This is a genomic window from Planococcus maitriensis, from assembly GCF_003289925.1.
In the GTDB taxonomy this organism is placed as follows: Bacteria; Bacillota; Bacilli; order Bacillales_A; family Planococcaceae; genus Planococcus; species Planococcus maitriensis.
In genome coordinates, this window is the sequence record NZ_QLZQ01000002.1 from 347,900 (window position 1) to 362,615 (window position 14,716).

Below are 14,716 nucleotides of genomic sequence, written 5' to 3' on the forward strand. Positions count from 1 at the left end.
CCTTCTTTATTACTATGCTTTCGCGGAATAATCGCGTTTGCGTGGCGGGATCAAAGAAGTATCGACATCTTCATAATGGAAGATCGGCTCATCGTAACCGTTGAATTTCGCCATTGTCGTCTTAAGGAATTCCTCGTCATTACGTTCCGGGAATTCCGGCTTGTAATGAGCACCGCGGCTTTCGTTGCGTTTCAATGCGCCAATCGTGATGACACGTGCTAAATGTAGCATATTTTTCAGCTGGCGTGTAAACATAGCCCCTTGGTTGCTCCAAAGTTGCGTATCCGTCATGCTGATGTGGTTAAAGCGTTCAAGCAATTCCTGGATTTTGCGGTCCGTTTCTTCAAGGCGGTCATTATAGCGTACGACCGTCACGTTGTCCGTCATCCATTCGCCAAGTTCCTTGTGCAGGACGTAGGCATTTTCAGTTCCATCGAGTGCCAGGATCTCTTCCCATTTACGCTGCTCTTCAGCTTCGTGCTTCTCGTAAATGTCGTTTGGAAGATCTTCAGCCAAAACTTCCAGGCCTTTGACATAATCCAAAGCGTACGGCCCTGCTACCATTCCGCCGTAGATGGCAGACAATAGGGAGTTTGCGCCGAGGCGGTTTGCGCCGTGCTGCGAGTAATCACACTCGCCAGCCGCTAGAACACCCGGGATGCTTGTCATTTGATGATCGTCGACCCATAGCCCGCCCATAGAGTAATGGACAGCCGGGAAAATTTTCATCGGTACTTTGCGAGGGTCGTCGCCTGTGAATTTCTCATAGATTTCGATGATCCCGCCAAGTTTGATGTCGAGCTCTTTCGAATCCTTATGGGAAAGGTCCAGGTATACCATGTTCTCGCCGTTGATGCCGAGCTTCTGGTTAACGCACACGTCGAAGATTTCGCGCGTCGCGATATCACGCGGCACAAGGTTTCCGTAAGCCGGATATTTCTCTTCGAGGAAGTACCAAGGCTTGCCGTCTTTATATGTCCAGATCCGTCCGCCTTCACCGCGTGCAGATTCTGACATCAAGCGGAGCTTGTCGTCTCCAGGAATTGCTGTCGGGTGGATTTGGATGAATTCGCCGTTCGCGTAGTATGCGCCTTGCTGATAAACGATCGATGCGGCAGAGCCTGTGTTGATGACGGAGTTCGTGGATTTTCCGAAGATGATCCCCGGGCCGCCGGTTGCCATGATGACAGCATCCGAGCGGAATGATTTGATCTCCATCGTCGTCAAGTTCTGTGCAGTGATTCCGCGTGATACGCCGTTATCGTCAAGAACCAGGCCAAGGAATTCCCAGCCTTCGTATTTCGTGATGAGCCCTGCCACTTCATAGCGGCGGACTTGCTCATCTAGTGCATAAAGCAATTGCTGGCCAGTCGTTGCACCGGCAAATGCCGTTCTGTGGTGCATCGTGCCACCGAAACGGCGGAAGTCAAGAAGCCCTTCAGGCGTACGGTTGAACATGACGCCCATGCGGTCAAGCAGGCGGATAATCCCTGGTGCTGCATCCGCCATCGCTTTAACCGGCTTTTGGTTCGCTAGGAAGTCACCGCCGTAAACGGTGTCATCAAAGTGAATGTCCGGTGAATCCCCTTCACCTTTTGTATTCACCGCTCCGTTAATGCCGCCCTGTGCGCACACAGAGTGAGACCGTTTAACGGGAACGATGGAAAATAGATCGGCAGGTGAACCTGCTTCGGCAACTTTGATCGCTGCCATTAGACCAGCTAGGCCCCCACCGACGATAGAAATTTTGCCTTTCGCCATTGTAGTGTTCACTCCTCTTTTAATTCACCAATGTTTGGGACATCCTTAAACGAATGCAAACAATGCTCTGATACCAATGATCGATAATACAATAAAGACTAGAAGTGTGAAGTAAGTTGAGTAGCGCTGCGCTTTCTCTGAAACCGTGATTCCCCACGTCACGAAGAAAGACCACAATCCGTTCGCCAAGTGGAACGTTGCGGACAGGACACCCAATACGTAGAAGGCGAACATGAACGGATTCGACAGGATGTTTTCCATCATGTTGAAATCTGCCTCTGCTGCACCAATCGCAACTTGGAACCTTGTCTCAAATACGTGCCATGCGATAAAGACCACAAGGAAAATCCCGGTGTAACGCTGTGCAACAAACAGGATGTTGCGCATGTAGCTGTAATGCCCCGGGTTGTTTTTCGCTGTGAACGCTATGTATAATCCGTAGAAAGCATGATACATGAGCGGCAAGTAGATGACGAAAATCTCCAGGAAAATAACGAATGGAAGATTTGCCATGAAGTGGGCAGCTTGGTTAAACGCTTCCACGCCTTGCGTAGCGAAATGGTTGACGATCAAATGCTGCGTCAAGAACAAACCGATTGGAATGACCCCGAGTAAAGAGTGCAGCCTGCGCATTAAAAATTCACGATTGTTATCCAAAAATTTTACCCCCCTCAAAAACTTTAGTTGGCAGCGCAAAGCTTTCCTATATCAAGAAAATATCTTCGCGTTGCTGTAAGCATCATGTACAAGAATATGACATATTTATTGTACTCCCCCCCTTTAGGAGCGTCAAGGTAAGGAAAGCTTTTTGGGCACATACAGTCTGGGCTTCCGGGAGGTTATTTTGGATATTAAATAGGAAAGCATTCATGAAAAGCTATATTTTTATTTTAAAACAAGCGGAATACAGGCATCTGTTTCACGGTTTTATAAGCAAATATAGGACCGTGAAAGCAAGAATTCAAATTTGAACAAATTGTGAATTTTTACACAAACTTTTGATGGCGCAAAAAAACCCGGCCTAGCCGGGCTTTTTCTTATCTGACGGTTACTGGCGTCAGGCCATATGCATCGTGGAGCGCATTCGCCGATCGTTCCATTTCACTTGCCGGCACCACGACAGAGACTTTGATTTCCGAAGTGCTGACCATTTTCACCGGTACATTCTCCCCACGGAGAATATCGAACATCTTGGCCGCGACACCCGGATTCGACACCATGCCGGATCCGACGATGGACACTTTCGCCAAGCCGGTTTCGATATCGATGGCGTTATAGCCAATTTTTTCTTGCGCTTCCGACAAGACGCGCTGGGCTTCTGCCAGGCTGTCTTCTTTGATTGAAAAAGAAACAGACGGCGGAAACTCCTCACTGATGCTTTGCACGATGATATCGACATCGATCAAGTGATCCGCAAGACTCGTGAAGATATTGGCAAGCGACCCGTTGAATGGCTTCGTATAACTGACAGTGATGCGGGCGATGTCTTTTTCGAATGCCACGCCGCGCACGATTAGATTTTTTTCCACAGTGATCACCTCTTGAATGATAGTCCCCGGTTCATCCGAGTAGCTGGCCCGCACGGAAAGGGGCACTTGGTTGTTCTTGGCGAATTCCACGGCTCGCGGATGCAGGACCCCCGCTCCGAGGTTTGCCAATTCGAGCATTTCGTCGTAGGAAATCTGTTCGAGCTTGCGCGCGCCTGTGACATAACGGGGATCGGAAGTATAGACCCCGTCGACATCGGTGTAGATTTCGCAATTCTCAGCGCCTAGCGCAGCCGCCAGTGCGACAGCGGTCGTATCGGACCCGCCGCGGCCAAGCGTCGTGATATTGCCGTTCTTGTCGACGCCCTGGAACCCTGCGACCACGCAGAACAGTCCGAGGTCGAGGGCCTCTTCCAAACGCTGTGTATGAATCGTTTCGATGCGCGCATTGCGCGGAACGGATTCCGTTTCGATGCCCGCCTGCCAGCCTGTGAAACTCAAGGCATCATGCCCAAGTTTTTTGAACGCCATCGCCAACAGCGAAATGGTCACTTGTTCACCTGTCGCAAGCAGCATGTCCATTTCACGCTTTGGCGGCTCTGCGGAAATCTCTCCCGCAAGCCCAAGTAACGTGTCTGTCGTTTTGCCCATCGCCGAGACGACGATGACGACGCGCTTGCCTTGTTGTTTTTCCTGGATGGCGCGTCTTGCTACGCCCACGATTTTCTCCGGAGACGCCACGGACGTCCCGCCGAATTTCATTACGATTGTTGTCATTCTCTTCACTCCCACTTAAGATAAGTGGCCCTCAACAAAAAAGAGGCAACTCGCCGATTGCCCGGCAAGCTACCTCTCTTCTCATGTACGATTTCAAACGTCCATGTGAGATAGCCCTCCAGAGTCAAACTCTGACAGCCCTGCATCTCTTAAATGCAGGACCAGCATACACGCAAGCAGTGCGCGTAAACTTCGGCGGGCGTCCCTTTCGGCATCCTTCACAGATTCTGCAAATCTCGGGATGCTTACTATTGACGTCCGCTCCTCTATCATCACTTATTACAAGTGATTCAATTGTGTTAATACAATACCACGAAGTTATTCCTGTTGCAACGGCTGTTCCTTGAAATGCCGCTCGATTTCCGCGGCCAGCTTCTCAGGAATGCCCGCCTGCTGGATTTCGCCTGCGGTCGCTTCCTTGATTTTCCGGACGGAACCGAAATGCTTCAGCAATTGCTGCTTGCGCTTCGGCCCGACGCCTTGGAGCCCATCCAAGGCCGATTGAATCGAATTCTTGCCGCGCAATTGGCGGTGGAACGTGATGACAAAGCGGTGGACTTCATCTTGGATGCGCTGCAATAAATAAAATGCTTCACTCGTGCGCTTGAGTTCCACCATTTCGACCGGGTTGCCGTACAGCAGCTGGGACGTTTGGTGTTTCGCGTCTTTTGCCAGCCCTGCAATCGGAATGTCGAGGCCAAGTTCATCTTCGATGATCTCACGCGCCGATTCGATCTGGCCTTTGCCTCCATCGATGATGATCAAGTCGGGCAGCGGCAAGCCATCTTTCAGCACACGGCTATAGCGCCTGCGGACCACTTCACGCATCGCCGCATAGTCATCGGGCTTCTGCGCGGAGCGTGTCTTGTATTTCCGGTAATCTTTCTTCGACGGCTTGCCGTCTACGAAGACGACCATCGCAGACACGGCATCTGCCCCTTGGATATGGGAGTTATCGAACGCTTCGATGCGCAGCGGCGTATGGATGTTCATCGCTTCGCCGAGTTCGTTGCAGGCACCGACCGTCCGTTCTTCCTGGCGTTCGAGCAACTGGAATTTCTCCTTGATGGCGATTTCCGCATTCTTGCGGGCAAGCTGGACCAAATCCTTTTTCTTGCCGCGCTGCGGGACGAGCACTTTCGCGCCGAGCCATTCTTTCAGGAATTCTTCGTCGTCCGCCTCCTGAAGCAGGATCTCATGCGGCTTGACGTTATTCGGCTTTTCATAGAACTGCCCAAGGAAGGTCAGGAATTCTTCTTCGGGGTCGCGGTACAGCGGGAACATCGAAACCTCGCGCTCGATCAGCTTTCCTTGGCGCACGAAAAATACCTGGACGCACATCCAGCCTTTATCGACTGCATAGGCAAAGACGTCGCGATTGGTAAAATCATTCATCGCCATTTTCTGCTTTTCCATGACCGATTCGATATGGCTGATCTGGTCACGGTATTCTTTTGCCCGCTCGAATTCCAGGTTCTCCGCCGCTTCGCTCATCTTCTCGGTCAGCTCCTGCTTCACTTCTCGGAAGCCGCCGTTCAGGAACCGGCTGATGCCGTCGATCATTTCACGGTAGGTGTCCTTTTCGACCGGCTTGACGCAAGGCGCAAGGCATTGGCCGAGATGGTAGTAAAGGCAGACACGGTCCGGCATCGTATGGCATTTGCGGAGCGGGTACAACCGATCCAGCAGCTTTTTCGTCTCGCTCGCCGCATAGGCGTTCGGGTATGGGCCGAAGTATTTCCCTTTGTCTTTCTTGACCTGTCTCGTGATGACCAGTTTCGGATGGCGTTCACCAGTGATTTTCAAATACGGATAGGTCTTGTTGTCTTTCAGGCGGATATTGTATTTCGGATCATGCTTCTTGATGAGGTTCAACTCAAGGATCAAAGCTTCTTTGTCGGAAGACGTGACGATGTATTCAAAGTCCTCGATTTCGTTGACGAGGCGCTGGGTTTTCGTATCGTGGCTGCCGGTAAAATAGGAGCGCACCCGGTTTTTCAGCACTTTCGCTTTGCCGACGTAGATGACTGTCCCTTGGCGGTCCTTCATCAAATAGCAGCCCGGCTGGTCCGGCAACACTGCCAATTTATGTCGAATCATTTCATTTTTCATTTCCTCACCCTATTTAAAAAACCGGGTTCCACGAATGGGACCCGGTTTTGGAATTATGCGTGTTTTTCAACCAATTCAGCCAATGCTTCTTTTGGACGGAAGCCGACAACTTTATCGACTGTTTCGCCGTTCTTCATCAAAAGAAGTGTCGGGATGGACATGATACCGTATTCGCTAGCTGTCTGTTGGTTTTCATCAACATCCAATTTCACGATTTTCACTTTATCGTCCATATCTGCATCGAGTTCTTCAAGAACTGGGGCGATCATTTTACAAGGCCCGCACCATGCTGCCCAGAAATCTACCAATACGAGACCTTCTGAAACTTCCTGTTTGAAATTCTGATCTGTTCCTTTAACGATTGCCATGTATAATTCCTCCTTAAGTGATAACCAAACTATATTTCGATTATAGCAGACGTGATTTACGCTAGCTATTTATTTGCCTAGTCCTTCCATACCCGCCTGTTGTTGGCGTTAAACTGCATGGGTTAGATGTAATCAATGTATTTAGAGTCTAGGAGATTCCGCTACAGGGGCACGCAAAAAAACAGCCCGCTACATTGCGGGCTGCTGTAATTACATGACTTTCTTGAATTCTTCTGTAAGCAAAGGGATGACGTCGAATAGGTCTCCGACGATTCCGTAGTCTGCTACTTTGAAGATGTTCGCTTCTGGGTCTTTATTGATTGCAACGATGACTTTGGAGTTGGACATCCCTGCCATGTGCTGAATCGCGCCGGAAATTCCCGCTGCGATGTAAAGATCAGGTGTAACGACTTTCCCTGTCTGTCCGATCTGCAGCGAATAATCGCAATAATCCGCGTCACATGCGCCGCGTGATGCCCCGACTGCGCCTCCGAGAAGGTCAGCCAATTCCTGTAATGGCTCGAAGCCTTCCTTGCTCTTGACGCCGCGTCCGCCGGCGATGATAACTTTCGCTTCGGAAAGGTCGACGCCTTCTGCCGATTTGCGGACGACGTTTTTGATGATCGTGCGCAAGTTCGTGATATCGACCGACAAGCTCGATACATCGCCGGAACGCTCTTCACGCTCAAGCGGTGCGATGTTGTTCGGGCGCACTGTAACGAAGACAACGCCGTCTTCTTTCAATTTCACTTTTTCAAACGCTTTACCGGAATAGATCGGGCGGATGAAGACAGCGTCATCGCCTTCCCCTTCGATATCCGTCACATCGGAGATCAAGCCTGTTTGCAATTTCGATGCGATTTTCGGCGACAAGTCCTTGCCGACTGCAGTGTGGCCGAAGACGATTGCTTCCGGTTGCTCCTGGTCGACGACCGCCATGAATGCCTGGCCGTAGCCATCGGATGTATAGGATTTCAAGTGTGGGTGCTCGACTGTGATGACGCGGTCAGCGCCGTAAGCTACCAATTCGTTACCGAAGTCGCTCACTGATTCCCCAAGCAAGACAGCAACGACTTCCCCGCCGCCTGAAATTTTCTTGGCTGCGGCAATTGCTTCAAATGATACGTTGCGCAAAGCGCCTTCACGCGTTTCGCCCAATACTAATACTTTTTTCGACATAGTCCGTTAACCCCCTAAGTAGATGTGAAAATGAATGATTGGCGTACGTTTATATAACTTTCGCTTCAGAGCGAAGCAAGCTGACCAGTTCAGAAACTTGGCTTGGAATTTCGCCTTCCAAAATACGGCCGGCTTCTTTTTTCGGCGGCAAGTATACTTCGATCGTTTCCGTTTTCGCTTCTACATCTTCTTCGTCGATATCCAGATCATCGAGCTCAAGCTCTTCAAGCGGTTTTTTCTTCGCTTTCATGATTCCTGGAAGAGATGGATAGCGCGGTTCGTTCAAGCCTTGCTGGGCTGTGACCAATAAAGGCAATGAAGTTTCAAGCTCTTCTGCGTCCCCTTCAATATCACGGACGATTTTCACTGTTTCGCCTTCGATTTCAAGGCTAGTGATCGTCGTCACGTAGTTGATATCAAGCAAATCAGCTACGCGCGGTCCGACTTGCCCGGATCCGCCGTCGATCGCTACGTTTCCTGCAAGGATCAAGTCCGCTTCTTTGTCTTTCAAGTACTCTGCCAGTATGTAAGCTGCCGTAAACTGGTCCATTTCCTCGACATCGTCTTCAGTATTGATCAAGACCGCTTTGTCAGCGCCCATTGCAAGTGCTGTACGCAATTGCTTTTCAGCTTCCTCGTCGCCGATTGTGACAACTGTCACTTCGCCGCCGTGAGCGTCGCGGACCGTGATGGCCTCTTCGATTGCATACTCGTCATATGGGTTGATGATGAATTCAGCGCCATCTTCTTGAATCTGGCCACCGGAAACAACCAGCTTTTCTTCTGTGTCGAACGTGCGTTTTACCAATACATAAATGTTCATGAACGTAAACCTCCCAAGTATTATTTCCCTTTAAATTGTGCTTCGCGTTTTTCCAGGAAAGCGCCGATGCCTTCCTTTGCATCTTCCGATACGAATACCGTACCGAAGGAATCCGCTTCTGCTTTGACGCCTTCGTCAAATGCCCCGCGCTTCGAATACTGAAGCATATCGATTGCCGCCTTGACGGAAACCGGGCTCTTTTTCGCAATTTTCTTCGCAATTGAAAGCGTTTGCGGAAGAAGGTCTTCTTCGCTGTAGGCACGGTTGGCAAGGCCTAGCTGCACTGCCTCTGTGCCTGTGACCGGATCACTCGTCAAGAGCATTTCAGCGGCTTTGGCCACCCCGACATAGCGCGGCAAACGCTGTGTTCCTGCAAACCCAGGAATCAAGCCCAATTGAAGTTCCGGCAATCCCAGTTTAGCATTTTCCGTGACAAAACGCATATGGCAGCTCATGGCTAGCTCCAAACCGCCGCCTAGAGCGGCTCCGTGGATTGCGGCAATGACCGGCTTGTGGAATGTTTCCACACGCTCGAATACGGCTTGCCCGCTCGCCGACAGTTTCGAGAACTCTTCCCCTGAAGTCACTTCCGTGAACTCCTTGATGTCTGCGCCTGCAGAGAAGAAACGCCCTTCCCCGTGCAAGACGATTGCACGGACATCCGAGTCGTTTTTCACTTCATCCAGAAGTGCATCGACTTCCAGGATCAGCGCGCGAGACAATGCGTTTGCCGGCGGCCGGTTGATTGTCGCGATCGCTACCCCGTCTTCTTTTTTCCAGCTGATAAATTCCACCTGCTCATCCCCTCCCTTTACGCTTGCATGCCTTTCAGCAATAAGCGCTGCACTTTCGGTGCGAGTTCGACCAAATCATACTTGTGATCGTTCATCACCCAGGTAGTAATGGTCTCATCCATTGTACCAAAAACCATCTGCCGGGCTAAACGAATATCCATATTTTGATCAAATTCTCCTGATTCGATGCCGCTGATCAGGATCCGGTCCATCAATTTCAAATATCCCCGCAATACATTGTTGATCTTCATGCGGATGTCATGATTGGATTGCCGGAGTTCAAGTTGCGTCACGATCGCCAGATGGAGATCGTTTGCAAGCAAGCTGAAATGGCTGTTGATCATCATGCCGAGCTGGTCTGCAGCGCTTGCATCTTTCGCGATGATTTTCTCCAGTTCACTGACAAATACGCCCATCTTCTCCTGGAAGACGGAAATGAGAATGTCTTCTTTATTCTTGAAATACAAATAAATCGTACCGTCCGCTACACCGGCTTGCTTGGCAATTTTCGAAACTTGCGCTTGGTGGTAACCATTTTCTGCGATGACGATGACCGCAGCATCGATGATTTGCTTATATTTCGGTTTATCCTTCTTTACCATTCTGTCACCACCCAAAAAAATATGAAAATATGAATGGCGATTCATTCATATTTTCATATTATCGTTTTGTATAAATTGTGTCAAGCTTTGCCTGAGTTAGGAAGGAACCGCTTCATTGCGTTTGGCGATTTCTTCGTCCACCAGCGACCTGCGCAAGATTTTGCCGACTGCCGTCTTCGGCAGTTCTTTGCGGAACTCATAGATGCGCGGCACTTTGAACGCTGCGAGATGTTCGCGGCAATGCTTATCCAGTTGCTCTTCTGTAACAGTATACCCTTCTTTCAGCACGATGTATGCCTTTACCGTCTCTCCTCGGTAAGGATCCGGGATTCCTGCGACCACGCATTCCTGGATCGCTTCGTGCTCATACAGCACTTCTTCGATTTCCCTCGGATAAATATTGAAGCCCCCGGCGATGATCATGTCTTTCTTGCGGTCGACGATGAAGAAATGCCCCTCGTCATCCATATAGCCCAGGTCCCCAGTCAATAGCCAGCCATCGACGATCGTGGCTGCCGTAGCTTCGGGACGGTTCCAATAACCTTTCATCACCTGCGGCCCTTTGATGGCAATTTCACCGATCTGCCCGTTTGGCACTGGGTCAGTCGTTCCCGGCAGGAAGATTTCACAATCGGTGTCCGGATACGGCATGCCGATCGAGCCCTTCGTCCGTTCGCCCCATACGAGATTCGAGTGGGTGACAGGGGATGTTTCGGTCAAGCCATAGCCTTCGACCAGCTTGCCTCCCGTGATGCGCTCGAATTTCTCCTGCACTTCCGTCGGCAGCGGAGCCGAACCGCTCAAGCATGCTTCAATGGAAGACAGATCGTACTTCTGGATGTCCGGGTGGTTCAATAAGCCGATGTAGAGCGTCGGTGCGCCAGGGAACAAGGTCGGTTTTTGCTTGTTGATGGTCTTCAAGGCCTGCTCCGGATCGAACTTCGGCAAGAGCACCATCTTATTGCCTTGCATGACGGACAAGATCAGGACAGTCGTCAATCCGTATACATGAAATAGCGGAATGATGCCCATGACCGTCTCTTCGCCACGCTTCGATTTATAGAGCCAGGCGTCGCACATCGTCGCATTGGAAATCAGATTGCGATGCGTCAGCATGACGCCTTTGGGCGAACCGGTCGTTCCACCGGTATATTGCAGCAGCGCCAGGTCTTCTTCGAAATCAAATGGCGGCTCAGCGATTTGCGGCGAAGCTGTCTTCATGATTTCCGTGAAGAGGTGATTGATCCCCCGATGTTCGACTTTCACCGTCATGCCATATTGTTTTTTCTGGATGAACGGATACACCAGGTTCTTCGGGAATGTCAGATAATCCTTGATGCCCGTGACGATGACGTTCTCAAGATCCGTTTCTTTGATCACTTTGTTGATCCTCGGGAACAAAATATCAAGCGCAATGATCGCCTTGGCACCGGAATCTTTCATCTGGTAGGAAATTTCCCGCTCCGTATAGAGCGGATTCGTCATGACGACGACGCCCCCAGCATACAGGATCCCATAGAAGCTGATGACCGCCTGTGGACAGTTCGGCAGCATGATGGATACCCGGTCTCCTTTTTGGATGCCCAGCTTCTGAAGGTAATTGGCCATTTTCATGGCAGATTGGTACAACTCTTCGTAGCTGAGGTCCTTGCCCAGGAAATGGATGGCGGTCTTCTGCGGAAAGTCTTCATAGGCTTTCGTCAAATATTCCTGGACCGGTGTGCTTGGATACGTAAGCGTGTGCGGTACTTCCGGCGGATAATGAGCTAACCACGGTTTTTCGGACATACTTTCTACCTCCCCCTCTTTTATCGGAATCGCGAGAATATTCCTACTTTGAGTATAAAGAATTATGATAGCGCTTTCAAACATTATTTTCTTTCGCGTTTTAATCCATAAAAAAAAACGGCGCTCAGGCCGTTTTTAAAATACGAATAGGAAGACGATTCCTACAAGTACGAATAAGATACAAAAAACGATTAAGATTTTGATAAGGTTTTCCATTCGTCCCAACTCCTATGAAATACTTGCCCCGATGACATACGATAAACCGACAGAGATGGTCATCGAGATCAAGCCGACCGAACGGTTATCGCGGGCAATTTCTTCGTCCACTTTGAATTTCGGTGTCAAAAACTCAAAGAGCAGATAGGCAAAGATCAATAGCACGAATCCGAACAGCCCCCAGCCGATCATCTCGAACAGCGTCGTGTGCTGTTCGATCGAAAAGCGGAAAATATTCGTGACGCCGAAAATCTTTCCGCCCGTCGCCATTGCCACTGCCAGATTGCCGCTCTTTATTTCTTCCCAGTTCTTATACTTTGTCACTATTTCAAAAATGACCATTGCCACGATCAGGCATAAGACCACCACACTGAAATATCCAGCCGTCTCGACGAGCGGGTGGGTCCAAAATCCTTCTTCGAACATTTGCAAGCTCCCCTTCCGCCCCTTACTTCAGTTCGGCGACCGTTACACCCGAGCCGCCTTCACCCGCTTCGCCAAAGCGGTAGCTCTTGACGCGAGGATGTTTTTTCAAATATTGCTGCACTCCCTGCCGAAGCGCACCGGTTCCTTTGCCGTGGATGATGGAGACTTGATGGTAATTCGCCAATAAGGCATCGTCCAAATATTTCTCCACGCGTGAGAGGGCATCCTCGTAGCGTTCCCCGCGAAGGTCCAGCTCCATTTTCGTATAGCCTTCACGGCCTTTCAAGCTGGTCATCGTGCGTGTTTCTTTCTGTTTTTCCGGCTTTGTGTAGCTCAGGTCGGATTCAGGCAGCTTCATTTTCAGGATGCCGACCTGCACGATCCATTCCGTATCCGAAACTTTTTCAACCAATGTGCCTTTTTGGCCATAGGACAGCACTTTCACTTCGTCGTTCGGTTTCAGGGCGACCGGTTCGTTCTTCTTTTTCGCTTTTTTCAGGACGCGGTTTTCCGGCATGGCGTCTTCCAGCCGTTTTTTCGCATCGATCAGCTGGTGTTCTTTCACGCCGGTCTGCTGGGTAAGCTGCATCTGGCGGAGTTCCTTGATGACTGCATCCGCTTCCGCCCGTGCCTGGTCGACGATTTTGCGCGCTTTTTCTTTCGCTTTATCTTCGAGCAGCTCTTTGCGGCTTTCGTATTCCGCGAGTCGTTTCGCCAAGTCTTCTTTCAGCGTCTCGGATTCTTCAAGCACAGAACGGGTTTCTTCTGCATCCCGTTCCGCTTCGCGACGGCTTTTCTCGAGCGAAGCGATCATCGAATCGACTTCTTTGCGGTCGGTTCCCGTGAAGCTCTTCGCATGGGAAATGATATGCTCCGGCAAACCAAGACGCTTGGAAATCTCGAACGCGTTGCTGCGCCCCGGCACGCCGATCAGCAAGCGGTAGGTCGGGCTCAATGTCTCGACATCGAACTCGACGCTGGCATTGGCGACGCCTTCCCGGTTATAGCCATAAGCTTTCAGTTCCGGGTAATGGGTCGTCGCGATGACACGCGCGCCCCTGCCGTGCACTTCATCCAATAATGAAATGGCAAGCGCCGCGCCTTCCTGCGGGTCGGTACCGGCACCGAGCTCATCGAAAATGACGAGCGAGTTCTCATCGAACTTCTCGAGGATGTCGACGATGTTGACCATATGCGAGGAGAACGTACTCAAGCTTTGCTCGATGGATTGCTCATCGCCGATATCGGCAAATACTTGATCGAATACGGCCAGTTCCGAGCCTTCAAGTGCCGGTACGGGAAGCCCCGCCTGCGCCATTAAAGTCGACAAGCCGACCGTCTTCAAGGTGACCGTCTTCCCGCCTGTATTGGGCCCGGTGATGACAATCGCCGTGATCTCCCTGCCGAACTCGATATCATTCGGCACGACTTCATCTTGTGGAATGAGCGGATGGCGTGCTTTCTTCAAATTGATATAGCCTTCGGTGTTCATTTCGGGTTTCGAGCATTTATGCGCCTGGCCGTATTTCGCTTTTGCCAGGATCAGGTCGACTTCCGCCAATACCCCGACCAAGGTGAACAGTTCATGTGCGACTTCCTGCACTTTGGCGGACAGCATTTGCAGGATGCGGTCGATTTCTTCTTTTTCTTTCAATTTGAGGCGGCGCACTTCATTGTTCGCCTGCACGACAGCATCTGGCTCGACGAACAGCGTCTGTCCCGAGGATGATTGGTCGTGGACGATGCCGCCGTAATGGCTTCTGTATTCCTGCTTGACCGGAATGACGAAGCGGTCGTTGCGGATGGTGACAATCGAATCGGACAGCATTTTCGACGCATTGCGCCCGCGTATCAGGCTCTCGAGTTTCTCGCGTACGCGGCTTTCCTGCGCTCGCAGCGATTGGCGGATGCTGCGCAATTCCGGACTGGCGCTGTCGACCACCGTGCCGTTGTCGTCGATGCATGCGTTGATATCGTGTTCGAGCTGCGTCAAGATCGGCATGCTTTCTTTTTTCTCCATGAAATGGGGAATATCGATATCTTCTTCCGCGTCGATGCCTTCAAGGAAATGGCGCAAAATGCGGCTTGCGCGGATCGTCGAGGAAACTTCCATCAACTCCACCGGGCTCAAACTGCCGCCGATCTGCGCGCGCTTGGCGTGGGGGCGGATATCGGAAATCCCGCCCATCGGCACATTGTTCTTGATGCGCAATAATTGTGCGGCTTCGTCCATTTCTTCGAGCAGACGGTTCACTTCCGCGATCTCCGTCGATGGCAATAGCCCTTTCACCAAATCTTTTCCAAGTGATGAAGTGCAGAATGCCGCCACTTCTTCACGGATTTTATAAAATTCGAGAGTTCGTAATGCGCGCTCTGCGATCAT

General features: G+C 50.7%; 12 protein-coding genes and 1 riboswitch. All 12 genes read right to left on the minus strand.

Going from position 1 to position 14,716, the window contains the following annotated elements:
- Nucleotides 1-12 precede the first annotated feature (12 nt).
- The gene (sdhA, locus tag DP119_RS08075; protein ID WP_112232571.1) at nucleotides 13-1,761 is read right to left on the minus strand and encodes a succinate dehydrogenase flavoprotein subunit; all 1,749 of its coding nucleotides are present in this window, start codon (nucleotides 1,759-1,761) and stop codon (nucleotides 13-15) included.
- 45 nt (nucleotides 1,762-1,806) lie between these two features.
- A complete protein-coding gene (locus DP119_RS08080) occupies nucleotides 1,807-2,418 on the minus strand; it encodes a succinate dehydrogenase cytochrome b558 subunit (RefSeq protein ID WP_058381039.1) in 612 nt (203 codons plus the stop codon).
- Between the two features lie 380 nt (nucleotides 2,419-2,798).
- Nucleotides 2,799-4,025 carry an aspartate kinase gene (locus DP119_RS08085; RefSeq protein ID WP_112232573.1) on the minus strand — a complete coding sequence of 409 codons (1,227 nt, stop codon included), beginning with the start codon at nucleotides 4,023-4,025 and terminating at the stop codon, nucleotides 2,799-2,801.
- Between the two features lie 103 nt (nucleotides 4,026-4,128).
- Nucleotides 4,129-4,302: riboswitch (Lysine riboswitch) on the minus strand.
- A 41-nt stretch (nucleotides 4,303-4,343) separates the two neighbouring features.
- Nucleotides 4,344-6,137, minus strand: a complete 1,794-nt coding sequence (gene uvrC, locus DP119_RS08090) for an excinuclease ABC subunit UvrC (RefSeq protein ID WP_112232574.1) — start codon at nucleotides 6,135-6,137, stop codon at nucleotides 4,344-4,346.
- A gap of 53 nt (nucleotides 6,138-6,190) precedes the next feature.
- Nucleotides 6,191-6,505 carry a thioredoxin gene (trxA, locus tag DP119_RS08095; RefSeq protein WP_058381042.1) on the minus strand — a complete coding sequence of 105 codons (315 nt, stop codon included), beginning with the start codon at nucleotides 6,503-6,505 and terminating at the stop codon, nucleotides 6,191-6,193.
- 210 nt (nucleotides 6,506-6,715) lie between these two features.
- Entirely contained in the window at nucleotides 6,716-7,684 is a 969-nt protein-coding gene (locus DP119_RS08100; RefSeq protein WP_112232576.1) for an electron transfer flavoprotein subunit alpha/FixB family protein, read from the minus strand.
- Nucleotides 7,685-7,733: 49 nt separating this feature from the next.
- Nucleotides 7,734-8,507 carry an electron transfer flavoprotein subunit beta/FixA family protein gene (locus DP119_RS08105; RefSeq protein ID WP_112232578.1) on the minus strand — a complete coding sequence of 258 codons (774 nt, stop codon included), beginning with the start codon at nucleotides 8,505-8,507 and terminating at the stop codon, nucleotides 7,734-7,736.
- A 20-nt stretch (nucleotides 8,508-8,527) separates the two neighbouring features.
- Entirely contained in the window at nucleotides 8,528-9,301 is a 774-nt protein-coding gene (locus DP119_RS08110) for an enoyl-CoA hydratase (RefSeq protein ID WP_112232580.1), read from the minus strand.
- Between the two features lie 17 nt (nucleotides 9,302-9,318).
- Nucleotides 9,319-9,903 carry a TetR/AcrR family transcriptional regulator gene (locus DP119_RS08115; RefSeq protein ID WP_101190124.1) on the minus strand — a complete coding sequence of 195 codons (585 nt, stop codon included), beginning with the start codon at nucleotides 9,901-9,903 and terminating at the stop codon, nucleotides 9,319-9,321.
- Nucleotides 9,904-9,999: 96 nt separating this feature from the next.
- Entirely contained in the window at nucleotides 10,000-11,691 is a 1,692-nt protein-coding gene (locus DP119_RS08120) for an AMP-binding protein (protein ID WP_112232582.1), read from the minus strand.
- Between the two features lie 228 nt (nucleotides 11,692-11,919).
- A complete protein-coding gene (locus DP119_RS08125) occupies nucleotides 11,920-12,333 on the minus strand; it encodes a DUF350 domain-containing protein (RefSeq protein WP_068868909.1) in 414 nt (137 codons plus the stop codon).
- 22 nt (nucleotides 12,334-12,355) lie between these two features.
- On the minus strand, nucleotides 12,356-14,716 hold the full coding sequence (locus DP119_RS08130) for an endonuclease MutS2 (RefSeq protein ID WP_112232585.1): 2,361 nt from the start codon (nucleotides 14,714-14,716) through the stop codon (nucleotides 12,356-12,358).